At 60.3% G+C, this 26,172-nt stretch carries 28 protein-coding genes; 10 read left to right on the top strand and 18 right to left on the bottom strand.

The features are described from left to right. Positions 1 to 196 precede the first annotated feature (196 nt). A complete protein-coding gene (locus ACSFE6_RS24775; RefSeq protein ID WP_435430040.1) occupies positions 197 to 1,093 on the top strand; it encodes a peptidoglycan DD-metalloendopeptidase family protein in 897 nt (298 codons plus the stop codon). A gap of 137 nt (positions 1,094 to 1,230) precedes the next feature. Here the strand turns inward: ACSFE6_RS24775 and ACSFE6_RS24770 are convergent, their stop codons facing one another. From ACSFE6_RS24770 to phoB, 3 genes are all read right to left on the bottom strand, one after another. Beyond that, a complete protein-coding gene (locus tag ACSFE6_RS24770) occupies positions 1,231 to 2,571 on the bottom strand; it encodes a hemolysin family protein (RefSeq protein WP_435430039.1) in 1,341 nt (446 codons plus the stop codon). Between the two features lie 112 nt (positions 2,572 to 2,683). Beyond that, positions 2,684 to 3,970: a phosphate regulon sensor histidine kinase PhoR gene (gene phoR, locus ACSFE6_RS24765; protein ID WP_435430041.1), complete on the bottom strand. Its 1,287-nt coding sequence runs from the start codon at positions 3,968 to 3,970 to the stop codon at positions 2,684 to 2,686. Positions 3,971 to 4,117: 147 nt separating this feature from the next. Beyond that, a complete protein-coding gene (gene phoB / locus ACSFE6_RS24760) occupies positions 4,118 to 4,807 on the bottom strand; it encodes a phosphate regulon transcriptional regulator PhoB (RefSeq protein WP_008064504.1) in 690 nt (229 codons plus the stop codon). A 152-nt stretch (positions 4,808 to 4,959) separates the two neighbouring features. Between phoB and ACSFE6_RS24755 the strand changes: the two genes are divergently transcribed. Continuing rightward, positions 4,960 to 5,343, top strand: a complete 384-nt coding sequence (locus tag ACSFE6_RS24755) for a COG4315 family predicted lipoprotein (RefSeq protein ID WP_435430038.1) — start codon at positions 4,960 to 4,962, stop codon at positions 5,341 to 5,343. Between the two features lie 81 nt (positions 5,344 to 5,424). On the opposite strand, the gene ubiA is transcribed toward ACSFE6_RS24755, so the two are convergent. Both ubiA and ACSFE6_RS24745 read right to left on the bottom strand, forming a co-directional pair. Continuing rightward, positions 5,425 to 6,315: a 4-hydroxybenzoate octaprenyltransferase gene (gene ubiA, locus ACSFE6_RS24750; protein ID WP_435430037.1), complete on the bottom strand. Its 891-nt coding sequence runs from the start codon at positions 6,313 to 6,315 to the stop codon at positions 5,425 to 5,427. Continuing rightward, positions 6,315 to 6,878, bottom strand: a complete 564-nt coding sequence (locus ACSFE6_RS24745; protein ID WP_435430036.1) for a chorismate--pyruvate lyase family protein — start codon at positions 6,876 to 6,878, stop codon at positions 6,315 to 6,317. Before ACSFE6_RS24745 ends, ubiA begins: the two co-directional genes overlap by 1 nt. 200 nt (positions 6,879 to 7,078) lie before the next feature. Here ACSFE6_RS24745 and ACSFE6_RS24740 point away from each other — a divergent pair, with 200 nt between their 5' ends. From ACSFE6_RS24740 to ACSFE6_RS24725, 4 genes are all read left to right on the top strand, one after another. Beyond that, positions 7,079 to 7,249 (top strand): rubredoxin, encoded by a 171-nt coding sequence (locus ACSFE6_RS24740; protein ID WP_128604589.1) that lies wholly within the window; start codon positions 7,079 to 7,081, stop codon positions 7,247 to 7,249. A gap of 17 nt (positions 7,250 to 7,266) precedes the next feature. After that, positions 7,267 to 8,415 carry an NAD(P)/FAD-dependent oxidoreductase gene (locus ACSFE6_RS24735; RefSeq protein ID WP_435430035.1) on the top strand — a complete coding sequence of 383 codons (1,149 nt, stop codon included), beginning with the start codon at positions 7,267 to 7,269 and terminating at the stop codon, positions 8,413 to 8,415. Between the two features lie 194 nt (positions 8,416 to 8,609). After that, positions 8,610 to 8,885: an HU family DNA-binding protein gene (locus ACSFE6_RS24730; protein ID WP_003213368.1), complete on the top strand. Its 276-nt coding sequence runs from the start codon at positions 8,610 to 8,612 to the stop codon at positions 8,883 to 8,885. Positions 8,886 to 9,124: 239 nt separating this feature from the next. Further along, positions 9,125 to 9,508, top strand: coding sequence for a helicase (locus tag ACSFE6_RS24725; RefSeq protein ID WP_435430034.1), 384 nt, complete (start codon positions 9,125 to 9,127; stop codon positions 9,506 to 9,508). 96 nt (positions 9,509 to 9,604) lie between these two features. Here the strand turns inward: ACSFE6_RS24725 and ACSFE6_RS24720 are convergent, their stop codons facing one another. The 6 genes from ACSFE6_RS24720 to exbB all read right to left on the bottom strand — a co-directional run bounded on the left by ACSFE6_RS24720 (position 9,605) and on the right by exbB (position 16,510). Then, positions 9,605 to 11,005: an aminoacyl-tRNA deacylase and HDOD domain-containing protein gene (locus tag ACSFE6_RS24720; RefSeq protein WP_435430033.1), complete on the bottom strand. Its 1,401-nt coding sequence runs from the start codon at positions 11,003 to 11,005 to the stop codon at positions 9,605 to 9,607. A 78-nt stretch (positions 11,006 to 11,083) separates the two neighbouring features. Continuing rightward, a complete protein-coding gene (gene recG, locus ACSFE6_RS24715) occupies positions 11,084 to 13,159 on the bottom strand; it encodes an ATP-dependent DNA helicase RecG (protein ID WP_435430032.1) in 2,076 nt (691 codons plus the stop codon). Between the two features lie 9 nt (positions 13,160 to 13,168). After that, positions 13,169 to 14,098, bottom strand: a complete 930-nt coding sequence (locus ACSFE6_RS24710; RefSeq protein WP_175375796.1) for a hydrogen peroxide-inducible genes activator — start codon at positions 14,096 to 14,098, stop codon at positions 13,169 to 13,171. Positions 14,099 to 14,366: 268 nt separating this feature from the next. Next, complete coding sequence (locus tag ACSFE6_RS24705) at positions 14,367 to 15,116, bottom strand: energy transducer TonB family protein (protein WP_435430031.1); 750 nt, start codon at positions 15,114 to 15,116, stop codon at positions 14,367 to 14,369. Beyond that, positions 15,113 to 15,541, bottom strand: a complete 429-nt coding sequence (exbD, locus tag ACSFE6_RS24700) for a TonB system transport protein ExbD (protein ID WP_095194432.1) — start codon at positions 15,539 to 15,541, stop codon at positions 15,113 to 15,115. Before exbD ends, ACSFE6_RS24705 begins: the two co-directional genes overlap by 4 nt. Before the next feature lie 6 nt (positions 15,542 to 15,547). After that, positions 15,548 to 16,510, bottom strand: coding sequence for a tonB-system energizer ExbB (gene exbB / locus ACSFE6_RS24695; protein WP_435430030.1), 963 nt, complete (start codon positions 16,508 to 16,510; stop codon positions 15,548 to 15,550). A 188-nt stretch (positions 16,511 to 16,698) separates the two neighbouring features. Between exbB and ACSFE6_RS24690 the strand changes: the two genes are divergently transcribed. Continuing rightward, the gene (locus tag ACSFE6_RS24690; RefSeq protein WP_435430029.1) at positions 16,699 to 17,556 is read left to right on the top strand and encodes an SDR family oxidoreductase; all 858 of its coding nucleotides are present in this window, start codon (positions 16,699 to 16,701) and stop codon (positions 17,554 to 17,556) included. A 139-nt stretch (positions 17,557 to 17,695) separates the two neighbouring features. On the opposite strand, the gene ACSFE6_RS24685 is transcribed toward ACSFE6_RS24690, so the two are convergent. The 6 genes from ACSFE6_RS24685 to ACSFE6_RS24660 form a co-directional block, all read right to left on the bottom strand. Next, on the bottom strand, positions 17,696 to 18,436 hold the full coding sequence (locus ACSFE6_RS24685; RefSeq protein ID WP_435430028.1) for a hypothetical protein: 741 nt from the start codon (positions 18,434 to 18,436) through the stop codon (positions 17,696 to 17,698). A 67-nt stretch (positions 18,437 to 18,503) separates the two neighbouring features. After that, complete coding sequence (locus ACSFE6_RS24680) at positions 18,504 to 18,884, bottom strand: RidA family protein (protein ID WP_110965535.1); 381 nt, start codon at positions 18,882 to 18,884, stop codon at positions 18,504 to 18,506. A gap of 27 nt (positions 18,885 to 18,911) precedes the next feature. Next, positions 18,912 to 21,017: a bifunctional GTP diphosphokinase/guanosine-3',5'-bis pyrophosphate 3'-pyrophosphohydrolase gene (gene spoT, locus ACSFE6_RS24675; RefSeq protein ID WP_435430027.1), complete on the bottom strand. Its 2,106-nt coding sequence runs from the start codon at positions 21,015 to 21,017 to the stop codon at positions 18,912 to 18,914. Positions 21,018 to 21,074: 57 nt separating this feature from the next. Next, positions 21,075 to 21,341: a DNA-directed RNA polymerase subunit omega gene (rpoZ, locus tag ACSFE6_RS24670; RefSeq protein WP_435430026.1), complete on the bottom strand. Its 267-nt coding sequence runs from the start codon at positions 21,339 to 21,341 to the stop codon at positions 21,075 to 21,077. Positions 21,342 to 21,508: 167 nt separating this feature from the next. Continuing rightward, positions 21,509 to 22,129 (bottom strand): guanylate kinase, encoded by a 621-nt coding sequence (gmk, locus tag ACSFE6_RS24665; protein WP_007975181.1) that lies wholly within the window; start codon positions 22,127 to 22,129, stop codon positions 21,509 to 21,511. A 12-nt stretch (positions 22,130 to 22,141) separates the two neighbouring features. After that, positions 22,142 to 23,005, bottom strand: a complete 864-nt coding sequence (locus ACSFE6_RS24660) for a YicC/YloC family endoribonuclease (protein ID WP_435430025.1) — start codon at positions 23,003 to 23,005, stop codon at positions 22,142 to 22,144. Positions 23,006 to 23,271: 266 nt separating this feature from the next. Here ACSFE6_RS24660 and rph point away from each other — a divergent pair, with 266 nt between their 5' ends. Then, positions 23,272 to 23,994 carry a ribonuclease PH gene (rph, locus tag ACSFE6_RS24655; protein WP_047535109.1) on the top strand — a complete coding sequence of 241 codons (723 nt, stop codon included), beginning with the start codon at positions 23,272 to 23,274 and terminating at the stop codon, positions 23,992 to 23,994. Positions 23,995 to 24,022: 28 nt separating this feature from the next. After that, positions 24,023 to 24,391, top strand: coding sequence for a DUF4870 domain-containing protein (locus ACSFE6_RS24650; RefSeq protein WP_435430024.1), 369 nt, complete (start codon positions 24,023 to 24,025; stop codon positions 24,389 to 24,391). A 170-nt stretch (positions 24,392 to 24,561) separates the two neighbouring features. Here the strand turns inward: ACSFE6_RS24650 and ACSFE6_RS24645 are convergent, their stop codons facing one another. Beyond that, a complete protein-coding gene (locus ACSFE6_RS24645) occupies positions 24,562 to 25,341 on the bottom strand; it encodes an exodeoxyribonuclease III (RefSeq protein ID WP_110965529.1) in 780 nt (259 codons plus the stop codon). An 82-nt stretch (positions 25,342 to 25,423) separates the two neighbouring features. Here ACSFE6_RS24645 and pyrE point away from each other — a divergent pair, with 82 nt between their 5' ends. Next, the gene (pyrE, locus tag ACSFE6_RS24640; protein ID WP_007954442.1) at positions 25,424 to 26,068 is read left to right on the top strand and encodes an orotate phosphoribosyltransferase; all 645 of its coding nucleotides are present in this window, start codon (positions 25,424 to 25,426) and stop codon (positions 26,066 to 26,068) included. Positions 26,069 to 26,172: the final 104 nt, after the last annotated feature.

Genomic DNA, 26,172 nt, shown 5'->3' with positions numbered 1-26,172 from the left:
GTTACCTTGTCACAAAAAAGCCCCCCCCCAAGGGGGAGGGGAATATAGATGGGGGATCCCCTCCCTCCCGCGAAGGGGCCATCAGACTCACCGCACATCCCCTTGATTCACCCTTTTTGAAACATCTGTCGATCACGCAGGTCAATTCCGACTGCTAGGCTCCTTCCCAGGCCTTTACTCGACAGATCTCTTGCCCATGCCCCCGCGCCTGCTGTTTTTCTGTGGTCTTTTCATGGCCTCCACCTCGGCTGTGGCCATGACTATTTACACGTCCAAAGACGCCGATGGCGTGGTCTCCTACAGTGATCGCCCCACCAAGGGCTCGAAGGTCTTCGTTTTTCGCGATCGGATGGTCGAGCACCTGGAACGTCAGGTGTACCTCGATATCAAGAAGCTCAACGGCATGGACAGCGTGTATGTGCGCAATGACCTGTATGCGCCGGTGGAAGTCGAATTGAGTTTCGCCGGTTTGAACAACGTCAGCGGTGCGCCGGGCCGGCCAATCCGCCGGGTGATGCCGGCACGCAGCAGCATTCGCCTGGCGCTGCTCAAGGCCGAGCGTCCGGGAAAGCCGCTGGCGTACACGCCGAAGTTCGAATACTCCCTGGGTGACCCTTCAGGGGCCGCCATGGCCTATCAATATCCGCTGCCCTGGCGGGGCGGACCTTTTCGCATGAGTCAGGGGGCCAATGGCCAATACAGCCACTATGGGCCGAAGAACCGCTACGCCGTGGACATCGCGATGCCCGAAGGCACGCCGATCATCGCCGCTCGAGGCGGGGTCGTGGTGAAAACCGAAAACGGCCAGACCGGTCGCGGCACCGATCCGTCGGGCAACTTCGTGCGGATACTGCACGACGACGGCACCATGGGCGTGTACCTGCACCTGAAGAAAGGATCGGTCAGCGTTCGTGAGGGGCAGCGGGTGGCGGTGGGCAGTGCGCTGGCGCTGTCGGGCAACACCGGCAACAGCAGCGGACCGCACCTGCACTTCGTGGTGCAGCGCAATACCGGGATGGGGCTGGTGTCGATTCCGTACCGCTTCAATCAGCCGGTGGGGGCGTTGCCCAACTTTGCGTTGGGCAAGCAATGAAGATAATGGATTGATTGTGGCGAGGGGATTTATCCCCGTTGGACGGCGAAGCCGTCCCTATGCTTCTGAAAGGGCGGGGGCCGCTTCGCAGCCCAACGGGGATAAATCCCCTCGCCACAAAAGCCGCGCAGAGTCTATTAATCCAGCATCAACACCTTGGCCAGCACAATCTTCGGCCCTTTCATCTTCTTGATGATGATCCGCAAGCCTTCGACTTCCAGCACTTCTTCCTCTTCCGGCACTCGCTTGAGGCTCTCGTAGACCAGTCCTGCGAGCGTTTCGGCTTCAACGTGGTCCAGGTCGATACCCAGCAGCCGTTCGACCTTGAACAGCGGCGTATCGCCGCGCACCAGCAGTTTGCCCGGCTGGTAGGCGAGGATTCCGCGTTCAGCCTTGCGGTGTTCGTCCTGAATGTCGCCTACCAACACTTCCAGCACGTCTTCCATGGTCAGGTAGCCGATGATGTTGCCGTCGGCCTCTTCGACCACGGCGAAGTGCGAGCCACCCTTGCGGAACTGCTCCAGCAATTGCGACAGCGGCATGTGCCGGGACACGCGTTCCAGCGGGCGGGTCAGTTCGGCCAGGTTGAACGACTCGGGAATGTGGTCCAGGGCTGCCAGTTCCAGGAGCAGGTCCTTGATGTGCAGCAGGCCGACGAATTCCTGGTGCTCGCTGTCGTACACCGGGTAACGGCTGAACTTGTGGCGACGAAACATCGCCAGGATTTCCTTGAGCGGCGCGTTGATTTCCAGGGTCACCAGGTCTTCGCGGGAGTTGGCCCAGTCGACCACTTCAAGCTCACCCATTTCCACTGCCGAGGCGAGCACGCGCATGCCTTGGTCGCTCGGGTCCTGACCTCGGCTGGAGTGCAGGATCAGCTTCAGTTCTTCGCGGCTGTAATGATGCTCGTGATGCGGGCCGGGCTCACCCTGGCCCGCGATACGCAGAATCTGGTTGGCGCTGGCGTTGAGCAAGTAAATGGCCGGGTACATGGCCCAGTAGAACAGGTACAGCGGCACCGCCGTCCACAGCGACAGCAATTCGGGTTTGCGGATGGCCCAGGATTTCGGCGCCAGTTCGCCGACCACGATGTGCAGGTACGAAATGATGAAGAACGCGGTGAAGAACGACACCGCCTTGACCACTTCGGCCGAATCCACGCCGACGGCGCTCAGCACCGGGGCCAGAAGGTGCGCGAACGCTGGCTCGCCGACCCAGCCAAGGCCCAGGGAGGCGAGGGTAATACCCAATTGGCACGCCGACAGGTACGCATCGAGCTGACTGTGCACGGTGCGCAGGATGTGCCCGCGCCAGCCGTGCTGTTCAGCGATGGCTTCGACCCGGGTCGAACGCAATTTGACCATGGCAAATTCCGCCGCAACGAAAAATCCGTTGAGCAAAACCAGGATCAGAGCAAAAAGAATCATGCCGAAGTCGGCGAATATTGTTGCGAGGGACAAGCCAGGGGAAGGGTCCATGATGGAGTTTTGCGGGTTCCGTGTATTCGAATGGATAGAAAAAGCACGCCTGAATGGCAGGCGCAAGTCAGCCAATGTAGCGGCTGACTGGGCGATTGCCTAGTGCCCCGTATCAGTCGGCGGTGCTTATCACGCGGGATTTGCTGACCTGGGCTGGGGCGAAATGGCAGGTAAAGGTACTGCCGTGACCCGGCACGCTGCTGATTTCCATGCGCGCCCGATGGCGCAACAGCACGTGTTTGACAATCGCCAGGCCCAGTCCGGTGCCTCCAGTGTTGGAGTTGCGGCTGGAGTCGACGCGATAGAAGCGTTCTGTCAGGCGCGGCAGGTGCTTGGCGTCGATACCGATGCCGGAGTCCTGCACGCTCAGGTGCGCGCCTTGTTCGTCGCCCCACCAGCGAATACGGATATGGCCTTCAGCCTGGGTGTATTTCACCGCGTTGAACACCAGGTTGGAAAACGCGCTGCGCAGTTCCGCTTCGCTGCCCTTGAGCAGAATCGTCGGGTCCGCTTCCAGGGTAATGAGCTGGTTTTTCTGCCCTGATAGTTGTTGTGCATCACTCTTGATCGATTGCAGCAGGCCGTCGATGGCCACAGGCTGGTTGTCCGACGGGTAATCGGTGGCTTCCAGTTTGGCCAGCAACAACAAGTCATTGAGCAGGGTCTGCATGCGCCCGCCCTGTTGCTGCATTTGCTGCAAGGCGCGGGTCCAGCGCGGGTTCACTTCTTCGACGTTGTCGAGCAGGGTTTCCAGGTAACCGCAAATCACCGTCAGCGGCGTGCGCAGCTCATGGGAAACGTTGGCGATGAAATCTTTGCGCATTTGCTCGAGCTGATGGATACGGGTGACATCGCGCACCAGCATCAGGTGCTCGTTGTTGCCGTAGCGGGTGATGTACAGCTGAATGCGCATCCGGTCGTTGGTTGGCGAGGGGATTTCCAGTGGTTCGGCGTAGCTGTCCTGTTCGAAGTATTCCTTGAAGCGCGGATGGCGCACCAGGTTGGTCACCGGTTGGCCGCTGTCCTGTGGGGTCTTGAGGCCCAACAGGGTTTCAGCGGCGCGGTTCCACCATTCCAGGTTGCCGTCGCTGTCGAGCATGACCACCGCATCTTTCAACGCAGCAGTGGATTCCTGAACCCGGTCGATCACCGCTTGCAGGCGTCCACGCACCCGTTGGTCACGACGCTGAAGGTGATAGATGCTGTCAAACACCTCGCCCCACAGGCCATAGCCATCGGGCGGTGCTTCATCGGGTTTGTGCAGGCGCAGCCATTCGTGCAGGCGCAGCAGTTGTTTGAGGGTCCAGGCCAGGTAAATGCCCAGGCCTGCGGCGAGGCTCCAGCCGTAGTAGCCAGTGATCAGGCCGATCACCAGGCAGGCGGTGACCAGTAGCAGCATGTGGCGAATCAGGGTGCCATGCCAGTTTTGGTTCACTTGAGCGCGCGTCCTTGAAAGAAAAGCAGCTTCTAGCTTCAGTCTCAAGCTATAAGTTCGATGCGGCCTGGCTTTAACTTGCCGCTTGAAGCTTGCAGCTCGTAACTGTCGTCAGGCCTTGGTCGAAAAGCGGTATCCGGTGCCGCGCACGGTTTGTACCAGATTTTCGTAGGCATCGCCGAGGGCTTTGCGCAGGCGGCGGATGTGCACGTCGACGGTGCGCTCCTCGACATACACGTTGCCGCCCCAGACCTGATCCAGCAACTGGCCACGGGTGTAGGCGCGCTCCTGGTGAGTCATGAAGAATTGCAGCAGACGGTATTCGGTCGGTCCCATCTCCGCGGGTTTACCATCGATGGTCACACGGTGGCCGATCGGGTCGAGCAGCAGGCCGCCGACTTCAATCGGCGCTTCGCCATCGGATGGGCCTGCGCGGCGCAGCACGGCTTTCAGGCGCGCGACCAGTTCGCGGGGGGAAAAGGGTTTGGTGATGTAATCGTCGGCGCCGACTTCCAGACCCTGGATCTTGTTGTCCTCTTCGCCCTTGGCGGTGAGCATGATGATCGGGATATCCCCGGTCAGCTCATCGCGCTTGAGGCGGCGAGCCAGCTCGATGCCGGACGTGCCGGGCAACATCCAGTCGAGCAGGATCAGGTCGGGTTTGCGGTCAACGATAATGGCGTGGGCCTGCTGGGAGTTCTCGGCCTCCAGGCAGTCATAGCCGGCCATTTCCAACGCAACGGCGATCATTTCGCGGATGGGCGCTTCGTCGTCGACGATCAGAATGCTCCTGCCAACCATGCCTTAATCCTCTTGTCATTTAACTGTCTTGCGCCGCATTAGATAACGGAATTATTGCAGTCGTGTGACAGTATTTTAGTCACCCGGCGATTGTCAGGAACCTGGACTAAGCTCTAAGTCCGAATCCTGACAACCACAAAAGGAAGGTTTCCATGACACAACACTCGCATTCCTTCAAAGCATTGCTGTTGGCGGCTGCCTTGGCATTGCCTGGACTGGCGATGGCTGCCGAACCGGCCATGATGAAAGACGGCATGATGGTCGATCATAAAGGCATGACGTTGTACACGTTCGACAAGGACACTGGTGGCAAGTCGGTATGTACGGGGCAATGTGCTGAGAACTGGCCACCGCTGAAGGCGGAGTCGGGTGCCAAGGCCGAAGGTAAATGGACTGTCATCAAGCGTGACGACGGATCGATGCAATGGGCTTATGACGGCAAGCCGTTGTATTACTTCGTGAAGGACAAGGCTCCCGGCGAAATGACCGGCGATAAGATGAAAGACGTCTGGCACGTTGTTCGCGAGCACATGTAAGCGATTCACCTGCGCAGGGTCAGCCACCTTGATGGTGGCTGCCCCGACGCTTTTGCCGCCGAGCCCCGCAGGTACTGTGGGTCAACGCAATGCGTAATCCAGCACGATCCCGACAAAAATCGCCAAACCGGCCCAGTGGTTGTGCAAGAACGCCTTGAAGCAGCGCATCCGGTCCTTGTCACGGGTGTACCAGAACTCCCAGACAAAACAGCCCGCCGCCACCGCCAGGCCAAGGTGGAACCAGCCACCGAGCTCGAATTTCGAACCGGCCAGCAGCAGGCAGCCAAGTGCCAAACCCTGCAGGGTCAGGATGATCACCCGGTCGGCCTCGCCAAACAGAATCGCCGTGGACTTCACGCCGATCTTCAGGTCGTCGTCACGGTCGGTCATCGCGTAGTAAGTGTCGTAGCCCACTGTCCACATCAGGTTCGCGATCCACAGCAACCATGCCGTTGCCGGCAGGTCGCCGGTTTCGGCGGTGAACGCCATCGGCATCCCCCAGGAAAACGCTGCGCCCAGCACTACTTGCGGGTAATAGGTGTAGCGCTTCATGAACGGATAAGTGCAGGCCAGGGCCAGGCCGCCGAACGATAACCAGACCGTTGCCGCGTTGGTGCACAGCACCAACAGGAAACTCACGCCCATCAGCAATGCAAAAAACACCAGCGCTTCCCTGGAGCTGATCTTGCCGCTCGGCAGTGGGCGCTGTTCGGTGCGTTTCACATGGCCGTCGACCTTTCGGTCCGCCCAATCGTTGATCACACAGCCGCCGGCACGGGTCAGTACCACGCCGAGTACGAAGATCACGATGTTGGCCAGCGACGGCGAGCCCTTGCCGGCAATCCACAGTGCCCACAGCGTAGGCCATAGCAGCAGATAAATGCCGATCGGCTTGTCCATGCGCGTCAGCTGAATGAAATCCCAGGCCCGTGGGTTCAAGCGGTTCAAGGACTTGAGCAGGCTCTGGTACATCAGCAGTTCTCCGGTTGGGCGCGGGCGGCGCTCCACAGGGTCGGCAGGAAGATTTCGGCCACCAGGACGCTCAACGTACCGCGGTCGAAGCGCGAACGGCGGCCCCACAGTTCAGGGGCTTGCACCTCTGTCGGCAGCCACGGTTCAGGATAGTGGCAAACCTCGATGGCGCGGCGCTGGAACGCGTGGTCGCAAAACAGCAATTCGCCCAAGGAGCGGCTTCCCAACTCGTCCATGTGCAAGCCGTCACCCTGCAATGCACTGCGCGCCGCAACGCTGCGAGCAAACACCCACGCCTGGCCGTTTCCCCGTAAATACACCTCGCGGACCCAGCCCTCACTGCCTTCGGCCAGGTCCAGCGCGGCGCATTCATCAGCGCGCAAGGTCTGCCAGCCTTCGAACAAGGGCGTGACACTGAAGCCGTCATTCGACAAACGGGTCAGGCGTCGGGTCAGCGATCCTTCGTCGAATAACCAGTCGAGGGTCAGCGGGTCGGGGAGGGGCGACAGCAGGCTTTGAGGGAGCCAGAGCGGGGCCGAACGGGGGGAGTTTGTGTGTTGCACAATGAGTCATTATTGGCAGCAAAGGAGGCGGCGAGCTTAACATGTCAGCTCATCAATTTGAGTGATCCGGCCGCCGGCTGCGTCGAACAGGCTTGCAACTGCCCGGTCCCATCAGTACAAAACGCTCTGAGCCGGACGGCAGTGCTGTAACCATCGACCGTTCGCGCTGGCAAAAGCCTGAACCCTGAGGAAGTACCCGAATGAAAAAGTGGCAATGTGTGGTTTGTGGCCTGATCTACAACGAAGCCGACGGCTGGCCGGATGACGGTATTGCGCCGGGCACCCGCTGGGAAGACGTACCGGCAGACTGGCTGTGCCCGGACTGCGGTGTGGGCAAGATGGATTTTGAAATGATCGAAATCGCCGCTTAATAACCGAGGAGTAAGGAATGAACGCACCTGTCGTGATCGTCGGCACCGGCTTGGCTGGTTACAACCTGGCCCGGGAATTTCGCAAGCTCGACGGCGAAACCCCGCTGCTGCTGATTACCGCCGATGACGGGCGCTCCTACTCCAAGCCGATGCTCTCCACCGGTTTCGGCAAAAACAAAGACGCCGACGGCCTGAGCATGGCCGAACCGGGTGCGATGGCCGAACAGCTGAAGGCCGAAGTGCGCACCCACACCCGCATCAGTGGCATCGATCCGGGCCACAAGCGTCTGTGGATCGGTGAAGAGGCGGTGTATTACCGCGACCTGATCCTGGCCTGGGGGGCAGAAACCGTTCGGGTGCCCATCGAAGGTGACGCAACAGATTGCGTATTCCCCATCAATGATTTGGAGGACTACGCGCGCTTTCGCGCGGCCGCGGCCGGCAAGCGTCGCGTGCTGCTGCTCGGTGCCGGCCTGATTGGCTGCGAATTCGCCAACGACCTGACGCAGGGCGGCTATGAAGTGCAACTGGTTGCACCCTGCGAGCAAGTCATGCCGACCCTGCTGCACCCGGCGGCGGCCGCTGCGGTCCAGGCCGGGCTGGAAAGCCTGGGTGCCCGTTTCCACCTCGGACCGGTGCTCAATCGCCTGCAACGCGTGGCTGACGGCCTGGAAGCGCATCTGTCCGATGGTCAGGTCATTCCGTGCGACGTGGTGGTCTCGGCCATTGGCTTGCGTCCACGCATCGACCTGGCCGCCGCAGCCGGTCTGCAGGTCAATCGTGGCGTGATGGTCGACCGTCACCTGCGAACCTCCCACGCCAACATCTACGCGCTGGGCGATTGTGCCGAGGTCGATGGACTGAACCTGCTGTACGTGATGCCCCTGATGAGCTGTGCACGATCGCTGGCCCAGACCCTCGCCGGCAACCAGACGGCAGTCATTTATGGCCCGATGCCCATCACCGTGAAAACTCCGGTGTGTCCGTTGGTGGTGTCCCCGCCGCCACGGGGTTCGGAGGGCGTCTGGACAGTGGAAGGGCAGGGCTCCGACATCAAGGTGTTATGTCGCGATGCCAGCGGAAAACTGCTCGGCTATGCCCTGACAGGCACGGCCGTGATGGAAAAACTGGCCCTGAACAAAGAGCTTCCGGCGCTGCTGGCGTAAATACCGGTCGTTCTGTCGGAATCACCCCCAAATTGCCTATATAAAGGCCGCGCCGACACTGGCGCGGCTCTCCCTTGCGTGCCATCCTCACTCCCGTCTGCCGCAGAGTAGAGCATCTGCGGCGCTTTGGGCGCTGCTCCGCAGAGAGCAGCACGGACATAACAACAAAAAACCGTCAAAGGGGCTTCACTAACATGCGTAAACCAGAACTCGCTGCAGCCATTGCTGAAAAAGCAGACCTCACCAAAGAACAGGCCAACCGCGTCCTCAACGCCGTTCTCGAAGAAATCACCGGCGCCCTGCACCGCAAAGACAGCGTCACGCTGGTAGGCTTCGGCACCTTCCTGCAACGCCATCGCGGCGCCCGCACCGGTAAAAACCCGCAAACCGGTGAGCCCGTCAAAATCAAGGCCAGCAACACCGTTGCGTTCAAGCCGGGTAAATCGTTGAAAGACAGCGTTAATCCGTAAATACGGCGAATTCCCTGATTAAACAGGGAGAACCGTGGTCGAAAAATGGGCATGCCGATTGATCGGATGCCCATTTTTCATGGGTTTCTTTTGAACGGTGAGTTAAGTGTTTAAGTGTGACTTGGTGGTCATCATGCAAGAAACAGGGTTGATCTTCTTCTAACGTAACTCAGTAGTGGCGTTATCGTCTCAACTCGCTACACTGCGCCAGCCGTTCATTTTTCTTTTGAGGCTTGCGCATGAAATTTCGTTTTCTGCTGTGGATGATGGGTGTGTTGATGGGCAAGGCCAGTCGGACCAATCCTGCGTTCCAGCAGCAGTTGGGTGACAAGGAGTTGGTGTTTCAGCTGCAAACCCTGGACGGGAAAGTGGCGCGGCATTTTCGGGTGAAGGATCAACGCATCACCAGCCAGTCGGGCGTGTATGCCGAGCCTGCGTTTGCCATTGCGTTTAAAGATGCCGCCTATGGCTTTGCCACTATGCAGGCGAAGAACAAGCAGCTGGCGTTTATGACGGGGATTCAGGACAAGTCGATCCAGATCAAGGGTAACCCGGCGCTGGTGATCTGGTTCCAGGGGCTGACCAAGTATTTGAAGCCGAAGAAGGCCAAGCCTAAGGCTTGAGATCTTTCCGGTAAATCGTAGTGGTTTCTTCGCGAGCAGGCTCGCTCCCACAGGTAAGTCCTGGCTTCTGTGGGAGCGAGCCTGCTCGCGAATGCTTTAGCCTTGGCTGAATTGCGAAGCCAGTTCGCGCAGCAGCACTTCGGCTTCGAGGACTTTGCTGACGACGTCTTCGGCTTTGGCGCGGCTCAGGCCGAGGCGGTCGAGCAGGGCGTCGGGGATGTCTTCGTCCGGGCCGGAACCGATGCCGCGGCTGCGTAGCAGGCGCACGGCCAGGCACACCAGATTCGGGTATTCGGCGTAGTCGCCGTCGTAGCCCGGGTCGTGCTGGAAGCGCAAAGCGGTGGCCAGTTCATCGGGCATGTCCCAGTAGCGCATCAGCCATGCGCCGATCTGTTCGCGGCTGATGCCCAGCAGGTGCTGCTCGATGTAGCTGTGGCACAGGTGCGGGTTGACCTCCAGATGACGGCAGATCAGCGAGAAGTGTGGTGGGAACACGTGGGCCAGCAGCAGGTAGCCAAAGTTGTGCAGCAAGCCAGCCAGGTAGGTCAGGCCGGCTTCCGGGCGTTGGGTGCGCGGCATGGCGCGGGTCAGGCCTTCGATGACGGCAGCGGTGTAGATCGATTGCTGCCAGTAAGGCGTGCTGTGTTGCGGGTGGTCCTTGGGCAGGCTCAGGGTTTTGCCCAGGGCCAGGCCTAGCGCCAGGTTGATCACCAGGTCGAAACCCAGCACCCGCACGATGGCATCTTCCACCGAACGAATCTTGCCCGGCGAGGCGTAGTACGGCGACGCGGCCCAACTGACCACTTGCGCGGCCAGTGCCGGGTCGGTTTCGACTACGCCGGTGATGTCGTCGATGGTGGCGTTGGGGTCGACGCGCAGTTTGATGATCTTCTGTGCGGTTTCGGCCAGTGGCGGAATCTCGATGGTCGCTTCCAGGCGTTGCTGTATGCGCCGCGCGGTGAACGCTTGAACCGCTTGGGTGATTTCCTCGCGGTCATCGTCAGGGCGGTCGAGGTTCGGACGGATGCTGCTCAGGGCTTCGCCGAAGTTGGCAGCGCTGGCCTTGTTCAGCATGGATTTGAAGGCGTCGCTGGTGATCTCCAGCAGCACGCCCGGCTCGCCCGAGTTGACCAGCACCGATGGCTCGCGCAGCAAGCTTTCTTCGTACAGGCAGGGCGAACTGGTCAGTGCCGGCAGGCCCGGCAGCAGGCTCAGGTTGTGTTTGCCGAGCATCTTTTCCAGGCGTTCGGTTGGCACTGCGGTGAGGCGGCGACCCGTGAGTTCGGTGAGACGGTTGAGGTCGAGCAACTGGCTCTGAGGGAACAGCACCATCAGCGCGCCGACGGCGTCATCAAGCAGCACGGCCTGGACTTTGCGCGCCGGGTTCAAACCGTGATGGTCGAGGACTTCTTCGTAGGCAATGCCCAGTTTGCCCAGCAGCAGCCGAATAACCGACGGAGCGTGCGGGGAGGCGGGTGCGAGGGCAACTTCGGTCATGGTCTGTATCCGTACTAAAACAATTGCGGGAGTATAACCAGCTTGCTCAAACCCATCCTCCTGAAACTGCGACGGTGCTCACACTTGGCCGTATTGCTGCCCGTGACGCAGCCAACGGTCCAGTAATGGGCTGACGTGATCCGGCCAGCGCTCCAGCAAAGCCTGGGCGGCGTCGCGTACGGCGGGAAGCAGATCGGCGTCGCGCATCAGGTCGGCGACCTTGAATTGAAGCAGGCCGGTCTGGCGCGTACCGAGCATTTCGCCGGGGCCACGCAGTTCGAGGTCCTTTTCAGCGATGACAAAGCCGTCGTTTGTTTCGCGCATGATACCCAGCCGTTGACGACCGATCTGCGACAGCGGCGGGTGGTAGAGCAACACGCAATGGCTGACCGCACTGCCCCGACCGACACGGCCGCGCAACTGGTGGAGTTGCGCCAGGCCCAAGCGTTCGGGGTTTTCGATGATCATCAGGCTGGCATTCGGGACGTCCACGCCGACCTCGATCACCGTGGTCGCGACCAACAACTGCAAGTTACCGGCCTTGAACTCAGCCATTACCGCGGCTTTCTCGGCTGGCTTCATGCGGCCATGAATCAGTCCCACCTTCAGTTCGCCAAGGGCGGCGGTCAGGTCTTCGTAAGTGGTTTCGGCAGCCTGGCAGGTCAGCTCTTCCGACTCTTCGATCAGTGTGCACACCCAGTAGGCCTGACGCCCTTCGGCGCAGGCGCTGCGTACCCGTTCGATGACTTCGACGCGTCGGGTATCGGTGATCAGCACGGTGTTGACCGGCGTCCGGCCGGGTGGCAATTCGTCGAGGATCGAGGTGTCGAGGTCGGCGTAGGCGCTCATGGCCAAGGTGCGCGGGATCGGCGTGGCGGTCATGATCAGCTGGTGCGGGCACATGCGCCCGCCGACGCCTTTCTGCCGTAATGCCAGTCGCTGTTGCACACCGAAGCGATGCTGTTCGTCGATGATGACCAGCGCCAGGTTCTTGAATTGCACTTCGTCCTGGAACAGCGCGTGGGTGCCGACCACCATCGGTGTGCCGTTGGCGATCTGCTCCAGCGCAGCCACGCGGTTTTTGCCCTTGAGCTTGCCGGCCAGCCAGGCGACTTCAATACCCAGCGGTTCGAGCCAGCGCTTGAAGGTAATGAAGTGCTGTTCGGCGAGAATCTCGGTGGGCGCCATCAGCGCCACTTGATAACCCGCTTCCAATGCCTGTAGCGCAGCCAGCGCGGCGACCACGGTTTTGCCCGCGCCGACGTCGCCTTGAATCAGTCGCAGCATGGGCTCGCGCTGGCTCAGGTCGTAGGCGATTTCATTGCCGACCCGTTGCTGTGCACCCGTCGGGTTGAACCCGAGATTGGCCAGGTACCGGGCGGGCAGATGCGTGGCCTTGGGCATGGCCGGGGCGCGCAATGAGCGCATGCTTTCGCGCAGGCGTTGCTGGGACAGTTGATGGGTCAGGAGTTCTTCGAATGCCAGGCGGTGCTGCGCCCAGTGGTGCCCGAGGGCCAGTTCATCGACGTCGGCATCGGCGGGTGGGTTGTGCAAATAGCGAATCGCCTCGGCCAGCGGCGCCAGTTGGTAGTCGCGGGCCAGTTCGTTTGGAAGCCAGTCAGGCAGGCTCGTCGGGCCCAGCAGCGTGAGCGTTTGCATGCACAGCTGACGCAAGCGTTGTTGGGTCAGGCCTTCGGTGAGCGGATAAACCGGGGTCAGGGTTTCATCCACGGGCGGCGGCTCGTCGCCGGTAATGGCGCGGTATTCCGGGTGGTAGATTTCCAGACCCGATGCACCGGGTCGCGCTTCGCCGTAGCAGCGAACGCGCGTGCCGCGCTTGAGGCCTTCTTTCTGGGCATTGCTGAAATGGTAAAAGCGCAGGCTGAGTCCACCGGTGCCATCCTGCAGGCGTACCACCAGACTGCGACGACGGCCCATGACCACGTCGGCACCGCTGACGGTCCCTTCGATCACGGCATCTTGCCCTGGGCGCAATGCACCGATCGGCACCACGCGGGTACGATCCTGATAACGCAGCGGCAGGTGAAAAAGCACGTCCTGGAGATTTTCCAGGCCAACCTTGGCCAGTTTCTCGGCCATGGCTTCGCCGACACCCTTGAGTGCCGTTACCGACACTTGCGACAACTCGGTCATGACGCTTGCTTAGCCTGCCACCACCTGCGCGGACGGCTTGGCCACCGAGCACAGGCGAATGGAATCGGCGAGGATTTCAATGGCTTTGGGCCGCGGGAAGCTCGCGCGCCAGGCGATGGCCACGGTGCGGTAAGGCGTCGGTGCCGACAACGGCCGGACTTCGATCACGCCGGGGGCATAGTGATGGCTGTCGACCGCCGACAGCGGCAGGATCGAAACCCCGAGGCCAGACGCGACCATGTGGCGGATGGTCTCCAGCGAGCTGGACTCCACGGTCGTGTGCTTGGCGCCATCGTTGCCTTTGGTCAGGGTCGGGCAGGCTTCCAGCACTTGATCGCGGAAGCAGTGGCCTTCGCCGAGCAGCAGCAGGCTCTTGTCGTTGAGCAGGTTGGCGTCGATGGATTCTTTTTGCGTCCACGGGTGCTGGGCCGGCATCAGGACGTAGAACGGTTCGTCGTAGAGCTGCAGGGTCAGCACGTCGGCTTCGTTGAACGGCAGGGCGATGATGATCGCGTCGAGTTCGCCGTTGCGCAGTTTGTCGCGCAGTACGTGGGTGAAGTTTTCCTCGATGTACAACGGCATCTGCGGGGCGACCCGGTGCAGTTGCGGAATCAGGTGTGGAAACAGGTAGGGGCCGACGGTGTAGATGGCGCCGACTTTCAGTGGTGCGGTCAGCTGGTTCTTGCCGGCCTGGGCCAGTTCACGGATACCTTGGGCCTGCTCCAGGACTTTCTGCGCCTGGGCCACAATGCCTTCACCCACCGGCGTAAGGCGCACGGCGCTTTTGCTGCGCTCGAAAATCAGCACACCGAGTTCGTCTTCAAGCTTTTTCACGCCCACCGACAGGGTTGGCTGGCTGACGTGGCAACGCTCGGCGGCGTGGCCGAAGTGTTGCTCTTGGGCGAGGGTAACGATGTAGCGTAATTCTGTCAGAGTCATAGCAAGCGTCCATGAGGTTGCAGGCCAAGCATACCGGCTGCAATCGATAGACGCACGTTATCAGACTGTGTGTGTCGCGTGACACCGGCCGATGCTGGTTTGCCGTTGGCAGATATGAAAAAGGCACCTTTTGGTGCCTTTCTGGCAGTTGCGGGAACCTATGTGGGAGCGAGTCTGCTTGCGAAAGCGATGTAACAATCAACAACGATGTTGAATGTGACGTCCTCTTCGCGAGCAGGCTCGCTCCCACAATGGGTTGGCGGTGCTTTTAACGTCGGCGTTTATCGATCATGTATACGAACGGTGCAACAATTTCGATGGAGCCGTTAGTAAGCATGTGAGCTGGTGGTTTTGGCAGTGGCTGGGCGCGACGGATCATGTCCAGGGTGGCCCGGTCCAGATCAGCAGTACCCGAGGGGCCTACCAGTTCAAATGACAAGACGTTGCCTTCAGCATCCACCACGAAACGCAGGCGGTTCGTGCCTTCCTTGCCCCGTGACCGTGCACTGTCGGGGTATTTTTTGTACTTCTGCAGATGTGCGAGCAGGGTGCCTTCCCAGCTGGCCTTGGCGGCCACTTGAGCAGCCGAGGGGCCGGGCGCAGGCGCAGCAGATTTCTCAGTTGGCGCAGGCGTCGGCGGCGCTTCGCTCGGTTTGGCCTCGGAGGGCTTTTCCTTTGGCGGCTCGGGCTTTTTCTCTACAGGCTTGGGCGGTTGAGGCTTCGGCTTGGGTTTGACCGGTTTCGGTACCGCAATCTCGGCCTTCGGCGCTTCTGCGAGCTTCGGTATCGGCAGTTCTTCAACCGGAGCGGGCGGCTGCGGCGGTGTGACGACCTTCGGCGGTGCAGGCGGTGGCGGGGCTGGAACCGGTGCCAGCTCGACCATCATTGCCTGGGGCGGCAATTCAATGGGCGGGCGGGCTGTCCAGTTCACGGCCAGCGCGATGGCCAGCGCGTGAACGCCCAGCACCACGGCCAGGCTACCGCTGTAACGCGTCAGTTTATGGCGCGTCGTGATCATTTCTTGACTGCCGTCTCGAGTCCGACCAGGCCGACCTTCAGGTAACCGGCCGAGCGGAGGTTGTCCATCACGCTCATCAGGTCGCCGTAATCCACACCTTTATCGGCCTGGAAAAAGATCGTCGTGTCTTTCTTGCCTTGAGTCCTGGCGTCGAGCGTGGCACCGAGTGCTTCGGCCTTCACTTCCTCTTCGCCCAGGAACAGGCGTTGGTCAGCCTTGACGCTGAGGAACACCGGTTTCTCCGGCCGCGGTGCCGGTTTGGCGGTGGACGCGGGCAGGTCGACCTTGATATCAACGGTGGCCAGCGGGGCCGCCACCATGAAGATGATCAACAGCACCAGCATCACGTCGATGAACGGCGTGACGTTGATTTCGTGGTTTTCGGACAGATCGTCGTCTGCCCCTTCTTTCAAATGCAGGCCCATGGCCGATTACCCCACTTTCACCATGTGCGGTTGCGAGCTGCGCTCAGGCTGGTGATCGAGGTCGCGGCTGACCAGCAGCAGGACTTGCGCCGAAGCGTCGGACACCTGGGCCTTGTAGCCGGCGATGGAGCGGGCGAACACGTTGTAGATCACCACCGCAGGAATCGCCGCGACCAGGCCCAGTGCTGTTGCCAGCAGGGCTTCGGCGATGCCGGGGGCAACGACGGCGAGGTTGGTGGTCTGGGTTTTGGCGATGCCGATGAAGCTGTTCATGATGCCCCATACGGTACCGAACAGGCCGACGAACGGCGCGGTGGAACCGATGGTGGCGAGCACGCCGGTGCCGCTGCTCATGTTGCGACCGCAGGCAGCGACCAGGCGCTCAAGGCGGAAGCTGACACGTTCCTTGATGCCTTCTTTCTCGCGGCTGTTGACCGACAGGCGCATCTCTTCGAGGGCGTCATGTACCAGCAGGTTTGCCAGAGTGCCTTCCTTCGCCGCAGTGGCACTGGCTTCCTTGAGGGAGGCGGATTTTTTCAGCTGGGCGATTTCACCGCGCAGACGGCGCTTGGCGCCCATCAACTCAAAGCCTTTGGCAATCCAGATGGTCCAGGTGATGATCGAGGCAATCGCCAGGCCGATCATCACGATTTTTACGATGATGTCGGCATTCTTGTACATGCCCCAAGGCGACAAGTCGTGCGCCATGCCCAGCGTGTTGTTGGCTTCGAGGACTTCAGGCACTTCTTCGCCGAGTGCTTCCTGGGCTGGTGCTGCCTGGGCCGGGTCGGTCGCGGCAGGTGCGGCAGCCGGGACAGCGTGGTCAGCGGCGGCGGGTGTGGTGGCAGGAGCTTGTGCGTCAGCGAATGCTGCGGTCGGTGCCAGCATCAAGCTGAACAGCAGGGCGGCCACGGCGCTCCAGGCGCGAGGTCGTTTGGTTGGCGAAGCGGGGAATTGATTGCGTGTCATGCTGGCCGGACCTGAGATAAAAAAACGGTGATGCTCTTCCAGGCCTCGTGAGGCCGAGAACAAAAGTGGCGCGTATTATTGCAAGTAATTCTTGTTAACAGAAGCAATAGAGTCTCTTTTTTTCTTGTATTGCTAGCCGCTCGTCCATTGCCGGCGCTAGTCTGTCGGTTTCCAAGGGGAGTTATCAGATGTCCGCGCCTTCTGTTTTGATCGCCGGCTGCGGTGATGTCGGCAGCCGCCTGGCCACGCAATTGCTGGCTGCAGGTTGGGAGGTTCACGGCCTGCGACGTGATGTCTCACGCCTGCCGGATGGTGTGATTGGCGTTGCTGGTGATTTGTTCGATAAAGACTGCCCGGTGACCTGGCCTGTCGGAGCCGTGGACTACCTGGTGTATTGCGCCGCCGCCACCGATCACGATGAGGCCGGTTACCGGGCGGCTTACGTCCAGGGCTTGCAGCATGTTCTGGAGTGGCTGGACGATTATGGGCAGGTACCCAACCGCCTGCTGTTCGTTTCCAGCAGCAGTGTTTATGGCCAGCAGGGGGGCGAGTGGGTCGATGAAGCTTCACCAACCGTGGCGGCGGGTTATTCCGGGCGTGTGATGCTCGAAGCCGAGCAGATTGCCCTCAATAGCGGCATCCCGGCCAGTATTGTGCGGTTGACCGGGATCTATGGTCCGGGGCGCGAGTGGTTGCTGACTCAGGTGCGCCGGGGGTATCGCGTGGCGGTCGATCCACCGTTGTTCGCCAATCGCATTCATGCCGACGATGCCGCCGGGTTGATGGCGTGCCTACTTGAGGCGGATCGGCGTGGTGTGGCGCTGGATGATGTCTACATCGGCGTCGATGACGCGCCGGCGGCGTTGGCGGATGTGGTGGGATGGCTGCGCGAGTATCTGGGCGTGACCGAGTGGGCGGACGACGCCAGTGTGCGTCGCACCGGAAGCAAGCGTTGCAGCAATGCGCGGGCCAAGGCCTTGGGCTGGGCACCACGGTATCCGAGCTTCCGTGAAGGTTATGCCGCGATCCTCGAAGGACGCTGCTGACTCCCGGTTACCCTAAACAAATGTGGGAGCGAGCCTGCTCGCGAAGAGGCCGTAACATTCAACATCGTTGTCGACTGTTACACCGCTTTCGCGAGCAGGCTCGCTCCCACAATGGATCTACTTTGCAGTTAGATCCGGGTTACTGCTTCTCGAGCAACCACTTGCGATTCCCTGGCGTGAACTGAGGCATCTCATCAGCCTGCGCCGTGTTCACCGCCTGGAAGATTTCCAGTTCCTTGCCCTTGCGCGCAAAGATCCATGGATTGCCCTGGCCATTGAGTTGCAGCCACATGTTGTCGTTGCCACCGCTCATCGAAGCGCAGTCACCCGCCAGGCACAACGCATAGCGATCGGCCCCCTGCAGGCCGGTCACCTGGCCGTCGGCCTGGAACTGTACGGTGTTGCCTTCGCCGGGGCCATTGATGACTTTCCAGCTGCCACCCATGTAGGCCGAATACAGTGCGCGTTCGAAGCTGGCACCGATCGGTGCGCCATCCGGCACCGGGATCAATGCACGGTCGAAGACCTGGGCGGGTTCGTTTTCGCTCGCGACTTGGCTCAATTGTTTGCCGTCGCGTTTCAGTTCGCTGCCGGAACTGCCATAAAAGTCGACTTTCCAGGCGCCGGACTGTTCCCCCGACAGCTTGCCGTCGACATTCTCAAAACCATTGGTGTAACGGGCCTGACCGGCCTTGGTGTTGACGTCCCATTCCAGGTTAGGACCATAGGCCTGGAGCGCTTCACGCAGAGGAACGCCTTTGGATGCAGCGTCGATCGCCACCTGATTGATCCAGGTGCCGCTGATATCACGATCGGCAGGGTCGCTGGCACAACCGCCCAGAAGCAGGGCGAGCAGCGAGAGAGCAAGCGCTTTGCGCATGGTGGAATCCTTTCAAGCTTTCTTTACAGCAGAGCGGTCGGCGCAGCCTGAGGCTGCGCCGGACACATTACTCGATGACCAGGATGGCATCCATTTCCACTTGCGAACCCTTTGGCAGGGCGGCAACGCCGATGGCCGCGCGGGCAGGGTAAGGCTGCTCGAAGTACTTGCCCATGATCTCGTTGACCTTGGCGAAGTGGCTCAGGTCGGTGAGGAAGATGTTCAGCTTGACGATGTCCTTGAAAGAACCGCCAGCAGCTTCAGCCACGGCTTTGAGGTTCTCGAAGACCTGAACGGTCTGGGCTTCGAAGCCTTCAACCAGTTCCATGGTTTTTGGGTCCAGAGGAATTTGACCCGACATGTAAACGGTGTTGCCAGCCTTGATCGCCTGGGAGTAAGTACCGATGGCGGCCGGGGCCTTGTCGCTGGTGATAACGGTCTTGGTCATGAATGACTCCTTGTAATGAGTGGGGGGCTACGCGCGCATGCGGGTGATGCGGATCACCCCGGTCAGGGCGCGCAGTTTCTTGATCACGCGGGCCAGGTGCACGCGGTCGTGCACGCTGACCACCAGTTGGACCACGCTGATGCGGCCATCGCGTTCGTCCATGCTGATCTTTTCGATGTTGCCGTCGGCTGCGTTGACGCTGCTGGCCAGCAGGGCGATCAGACCGCGTTGGTGCTCCAGTTCGACGCGCAGTTCGACATTGAATTCGCCGGTGACATCCTTGGCCCACGAGAGCTGGATGCATTTTTCCGGGTTGTGGCGGATTTCGCTGATGTTGCGGCAGTTGTCCAGGTGCACAACCATGCCTTTGCCGGCGGATAAGTGGCCGACAATCGGATCGCCCGGGATTGGTGTGCAGCACTTGGCGTAGCTGAGCACCAGGCCTTCGGTGCCGCGAATCGCCAACGGACCTTCCGGGCTCGGCAACTGTTCGCCTTCGCCGAGCAGTCGACGGGCCACTACATAAGCCATGCGGTTGCCCAGGCCAATGTCTTCGAGCAGGTCTTCGATCAGTTCGAGGCGGTACTCGATGAGCATGGCCTTGACGCGTTCGGTCGGAATTTTCTCCAGCGCGCTGTCGAAGCCGTTGAGGACTTTGTTCAGCAGGCGTTCACCCAGGCTGATGGACTCGGAGCGGCGTTGCAGTTTCAGTGCATGACGAATGTGCGTGCGGGCCTTGCCGGTGACCACGAAGTTGAGCCAGGCCGGATTCGGCCGTGCGCCCGGAGCGCTGACGATCTCGACCGTGGAGCCGCTTTGCAGCGGTTCGGACAGCGGTGCGAGACGACGATTGATCCGGCAGGCAATGCAGCTGTTACCCACGTCGGTGTGCACGGCGTAAGCGAAGTCGACTGCCGTGGAGCCTTTGGGCAGCTCCATGATTCGGCCTTTGGGCGTGAACACATAGACCTCGTCCGGGAACAGGTCGATCTTCACGCTTTCGATGAATTCCAGCGAGTTGCCAGCGCGTTGTTGCATCTCCAGCACGCCTTTGACCCACTGGCGGGCGCGGGCGTGAGTGCCTTTTGGCTGCTCGTCGCCGCTGGATTTGTACAGCCAATGGGCGGCGATGCCGTTGTTGGCCATCTCTTCCATTTCGCGGGTGCGGATCTGGATCTCGATCGGGACACCGTGCATGCCGAACAGCGTGGTGTGCAGCGACTGATAGCCGTTGGCCTTGGGGATCGCGATGTAATCCTTGAAGCGCCCCGGCAACGGTTTGTACAAGTTATGAACGGCACCCAGCACGCGGTAGCAGGTATCGACCTTGTCGACGATGATCCGGAACGCATAGACGTCCATGATCTCGTTGAAGGCCCGACGCTTGCCGCGCATTTTCTTGTAGATGCCGTAGAGGTGTTTCTGGCGACCGCTGACCTCGCCCTGGATGCCATCGATGGCCAGGCAGTGGCTGAGGGACTCTTCGATCTTGTTGACGATTTCCTTGCGGTTGCCCCGGGCGCGCTTGACGGCCTGGTAGATCCGCGCGGAACGCATCGGGTGCATGGCCTTGAAGCCGAGGTCTTCGAATTCTATGCGGATGGCATGCATGCCCAGCCGGTTGGCGATGGGTGCGTAGATTTCCAGGGTTTCCTTGGCGATGCGCCGGCGTTTTTCGCCGGACAGCACTTCCAGCGTGCGCATGTTGTGCAGGCGGTCGGCCAGTTTGACCAGGATCACGCGAATGTCGCGTGCCATGGCCATGGCCATTTTCTGGAAGTTTTCGGCTTGTGCCTCGGCCTTGGTCTCGAAGTTCATCTGGGTCAGTTTGCTGACCCCGTCGACCAGTTCGGCCACGGTTTCGCCGAACTGCGCTTGCAGCGCTTCCTTGGCAATGCCGGTGTCTTCGATCACGTCATGCAGCATCGCTGCCATCAGGCTCTGATGGTCCATGTGCATGTCGGCAAGAATATTCGCCACCGCGAGTGGGTGCGTGACGTACGCCTCACCGCTACGGCGGCGTTGGCCGTCGTGAGCTTGTTCGGCGTAAAAATACGCTCGGCGGACCAGGTTGACCTGGTCTTTGCCGAGGTAGGTCGATATGCGATCGGCGAGGGCGTCTATGCTCGGCATGATGTCTCCTGCCGTAAGCTGTGATCCCGCGCCGTGCTACGTCGACCAGGCATAGGCTTAAACGGCCTCGTTGGACTCGTCCTCGACAAATGCAGCGAAGACCGGGTCTTCAGTGACGATTTCTTCGGCGGCGATGAATTCTGGGGTAACGATCCCTTCGGCGATTTCACGCAAGGCAACGACGGTAGGTTTGTCGTTTTCCCAAGCGACCTTCGGCTCTTTGCCGCCGGTTGCCAGTTGACGGGCACGCTTGGTAGAGAGCATGACCAGCTCAAAGCGGTTATCCACGTGTTCTAGGCAGTCTTCAACGGTTACGCGGGCCATGGTCTTCCTCGTAGCAAATGCAATATGCGCGCTGCCCGGATGGGCGAGCGGACTCGACAGTTTAAAAAATCACCAGCGATTAGGGAAGCGCTGATTTTTTGAGCAAACCCTTTAACGCGCTGCAAGTGCCAATGTAAAGCCCTTGCAGTGCTTTTGGGAAGAGCGGATCAACCGAGCAATTCAGCCAGTAATTTGCCGTGACGCTGCTGCTGGCGCTTCTGGATCAGCTGGTTGGCACGAAAAATTGCCTTCAGGTCATGCAGTGCGTGGGCGAAATCGTCGTTGATGATCAGGTAGTCGTAGTCGACGTAGTGGCTCATTTCGCTGACAGCTTCACGCATCCGGCCGTCAATGATCTCGTCACTGTCCTGGCCGCGATTGGTCAGGCGCTGGTGCAACGCCTGCAGCGACGGCGGCAGAATGAAGATCGAACGGGCCTGAGGCATCAGCTTGCGCACTTGTTCGGCACCTTGCCAGTCGATTTCCAGGATCAGGTCGTGGCCTTCATCCAGGGTTTGCTGCAGATGGCTTTGCGAGGTGCCGTAGAGGTTGCCGAAGACTTCGGCGCGCTCGAGGAAATCCCCGTGCTCGATCATCTTCACGAACTCGCTGCGGTCGACGAAGTGATAGTTCACGCCATTCACTTCACCGGGACGCATGGCGCGGGTGGTGTGGGAGACCGAGACGCGGATCTCCGGATCGGCGTCGGTCAGGGCCTTGACCAGGCTGCTCTTGCCTGCGCCCGATGGGGCGGAAATGATGTACAGGGTGCCGGTACTGTGGGTCATGTCGGGTATGCCTTACTCAATATTCTGCACTTGTTCGCGCATTTGCTCGATCAACACCTTGAGGTTGACCGCCGCCTGGGTACTGCGCGGGTCGAAGGCTTTGGAGCCCAGTGTGTTGGCTTCGCGGTTGAGCTCCTGCATCAGGAAGTCCAAGCGCCGGCCGGCAGCGCCACCGGATTTGAGAACCCGGCGAACTTCGATGATGTGAGTGCTCAGGCGATCCAGTTCTTCGGCGACGTCGCTTTTTTGCGCGAGCATGACCATTTCCTGTTCCAGGCGCTGCGGATCCATCTCGGCCTTCATGTCGGCAAAGCGGTCGAGCACTTTCTGGCGCTGGGTGGCGAGCATCTGCGGAACCAGTTCGCGCAAGGTCACCACGTCTTCTTCAATTGACGTCAGGCGGTCGTTGATCAGCCGTGCCAGCTCCGCGCCTTCGCGCTCGCGGCCGGCCTTGAGCTCTTTCAGGCCCTGGTTGAACAGTGCCAGCGCTTCGGCGTTCAAGGCTTGCGGGTCGGTCGCATCACCAACCAGTACGCCAGGCCAGGCCAGCACTTCAAGCGGGTTCAGCGCGGCCGGGTTTTTGATCAGGCCGGCGATGGTCTCGGCGGCGGTGACCAGTTGCGCCGCGCGGTCCTGGTCTACCTGCAGCGGTTTGCCGGTGTTTTCTTCAGTGAAGCGCAGGGTGCATTCTAGTTTGCCCCGGGACACGCCCTGGCGCAGCGCTTCGCGGACGGCGCCTTCGAGGTCGCGAAAAGATTCCGGCAAGCGCAGGTGGGGTTCCAGGTAGCGGCTGTTGACCGAGCGCAGTTCCCAGCTCAGGGTGCCCTGGACGCCGGCTTTCTCGACGCGGGCGAAGGCGGTCATGCTGTGCACCATGGAGGTACCTCGCAATGCAGATCGGCCCGGAACTGAGGTTCCGGTATTCCGATATCAATGAATTTAAGCCGACTGGCAGCAAAGGCGCAGGATTGTAGCGCAGTGGCGCGGATGCGCCCAAACACACGGTGTGACAAAGAGCTGCATGCCGTCGGCGACGGGCTGTTCAGAGCCTTCGGTCGTCGGAGGATTTTTTAGAAGTGCCCAGTCGTGGTCGGCGGCTCTATAATGCTCCGCAGTTTTCCGCCCCCGTACAGGTATCCCTTATGAAACGTCCAAGTGGTCGCGCTGCCGATCAGCTCCGCTCGATCCGCATTACCCGCAACTACACCAAACACGCCGAGGGATCTGTACTGGTCGAGTTCGGTGATACCAAAGTCATCTGCACAGTCAGTGTAGAAAACGGCGTGCCGCGTTTCCTCAAGGGGCAAGGCCAGGGTTGGTTGACCGCTGAGTACGGCATGCTGCCGCGTGCGACCGGCGAGCGTAACCAGCGCGAAGCGAGCCGCGGCAAGCAAGGTGGCCGGACCCTGGAAATCCAGCGTCTGATCGGCCGTTCCCTGCGCGCTGCGCTGGACATGTCCAAGCTGGGCGATGTCACCCTGTACGTCGACTGCGACGTGATCCAGGCCGACGGCGGTACCCGTACCGCGTCCATCACCGGTGCCATGGTAGCCCTGGTCGATGCCCTGAAAGTGATCAAGAAACGCGGCGGCCTGAAAGGCGGCGACCCGCTCAAGCAAATGATCGGTGCCGTTTCGGTCGGTATGTACCAGGGTGAACCGGTGCTCGACCTGGACTACCTGGAAGACTCGGCTGCCGAGACCGACCTGAACGTGGTGATGACCAGCACGGGTGGCTTCATTGAAGTGCAGGGCACTGCCGAAGGCGCGCCGTTCCAGCCTGAAGAGCTGAATGCCATGCTGGAATTGGCGAAGAAGGGCATGAACGAAATTTTCGACTTGCAAAAGGCTGCACTGGCTGACTGATCGGAATACCACGGACAAGGAGGACGCCATGAGTGACGAGCAGCAACTGCTTCCCGCCCCAAGCAAAGAGGTCCGGCAGTGGGCAATGTTTTGTCACTTGTCCGCCTTGCTGGGGATCTGGATTCCGTTCGGTACGCTGATCGGCCCGTTGATTCTGTGGCAAATGAAGCGCGAGATGGATCCGTTCATCGATGCCCAGGGCAAGGAGGCGCTGAATTTTCAGATCACCGTCGCTATCGCTTCCGCCATCAGCTTTTTGCTGATGGTGGTGATCATCGGGTTCTTCCTGTTTGGCTTGATCGCTATTGGCGCGCTGGTTTTGACCATCATTGCGGGTGTAAAAGCCAACGAAGGGTTCCCTTACCGGTACCCGTTTACTTGGCGATTGATCAAATAACGATCAGAGAAGATCCCTTTGTGGGAGCGAGCCTGCTCGCGATTGCGGTCTGGCAGTCACTGTATCGTTATCTGGCCTACCTACATCGCGAGCAGGCTCGCTCCCACAGAAAGTAAAATCGCCGCCCACAAAAAAGCCGACATCGCTGTCGGCTTTTTTGCATCTGACACTTAGATAGTCAGCGTCCAGTCGTAGTCCACGATCAACGGCGCGTGTTGCGAGAACCGCGGCTGACGTGGCAGGCGTGCGCTGCGTACAAAGCGACGCAGGCCTGGTGTCAGGATCTGATAGTCGAACCGCCAGCCGAGGTTGAGCATTTCGGCCTGTTCGGTGTCCGGCCACCAGCTGTACTGATCGCCTTCGCGGCTGACTTCACGCAGGGCGTCCACGTAACCCATGTTGCCGACAATCTCGTCCATCCAGGCACGTTCAGGTGCCAGGAAGCCCGGAGATTGCTGGCTGTCGCGCCAGTTCTTGATGTCGAGCTTTTGTTGCGCCACATACAGCGAGCCACAATAAATGTACTCGCGGCGTTTGCGCCGTTGCTTGTCCAGGTACTTGGCGAAGTCGTCCATGAGCTTGAACTTCTGGTTCAAGTCCTCATCGCCGTTCATGCCCGACGGCAGCAACAAGGTTGCAATACTGACTTTGTCGAAATCGGCTTGCAGGTAGCGCCCGTAGCGGTCGGCCGTCTCGAAACCGAGACCGCTGATGACAGCCTTCGGTTGCAACCGCGAATACAAAGCCACACCACCTTGGGCGGGAACTTCGGCATCGCAGGCATAAAGGAAGTATCCATCCAGTTGGAAGGCTGGATCGTCCAGTTCAAAGGCGGAGGCACGGGTGTCCTGCAGGCAGATGACGTCGGCATTCTGTGCCTGCAGCCAACTGAGCAAACCTCGCTCGACTGCAGCCTGAATACCATTGACGTTCACACTGATGATCCGCATAAATGGCCCCAAAAATCGCGTGCGTGTATGATACACGGCGTCAAGCTAATTAGCTAAATCCGTGGTATTTGGGGTTTTTTTCATGCAAGCGTATCAGCGCGATTTCATTCGTTTTGCCATCGATCGCGGCGTTTTGCGCTTCGGTGAGTTCACCCTGAAGTCCGGGCGCACCAGTCCTTACTTCTTCAACGCAGGCCTGTTCAATTCGGGCTCGGCCCTGGCGCAGCTGGGTCGTTTCTACGCCGCAGCCATTGCCGAAAGTGGCATTCCTTTCGATGTACTGTTCGGTCCGGCCTACAAGGGCATCCCTTTGGCGGCGACCACTGCCGTGGCGCTGGCCGAGCATCACAACCGTGACCTGCCATGGTGCTTCAACCGCAAGGAAGCCAAGGCCCACGGCGAAGGCGGCAGCCTGGTGGGCGCGCCGCTGACTGGCGAAGTGCTGATCATCGACGACGTGATCACCGCCGGCACTGCCATTCGTGAAGTGATGCAGATCATCGCTTCCCAGGACGGTGCCAAGGCGGCCGGCGTGTTGATCGCCCTGAACCGCCAGGAGCGCGGCAACGGCGAGTTGTCGGCGATCCAGGAAGTGGAGCGCGACTTCGGCATTCCGGTGATCAGCATCGTTTCGCTGAACCAGGTGCTGGAATTCCTGGCGGACGATCCGCAGCTCAAGCAGCATTTGCCGGCCGTTGAAGCCTACCGCGCCCAGTTCGGCGTGTAACCGCAATCCCTTTGTTGCGGGCTTTTTTTGGGGGGGGGGGGAAGGACCCCCCCCCACCCCACACACCACACCAAAAAGAAAGGCAAAAAAAAAAAAAACCCAAC

The sequence above is a fragment of the Pseudomonas baetica genome (assembly GCF_051216495.1).
GTDB classification, from domain to species: domain Bacteria; phylum Pseudomonadota; class Gammaproteobacteria; order Pseudomonadales; family Pseudomonadaceae; genus Aquipseudomonas; species Aquipseudomonas baetica_B.
This window is presented reverse-complemented; position numbering and strand designations above follow the sequence as displayed.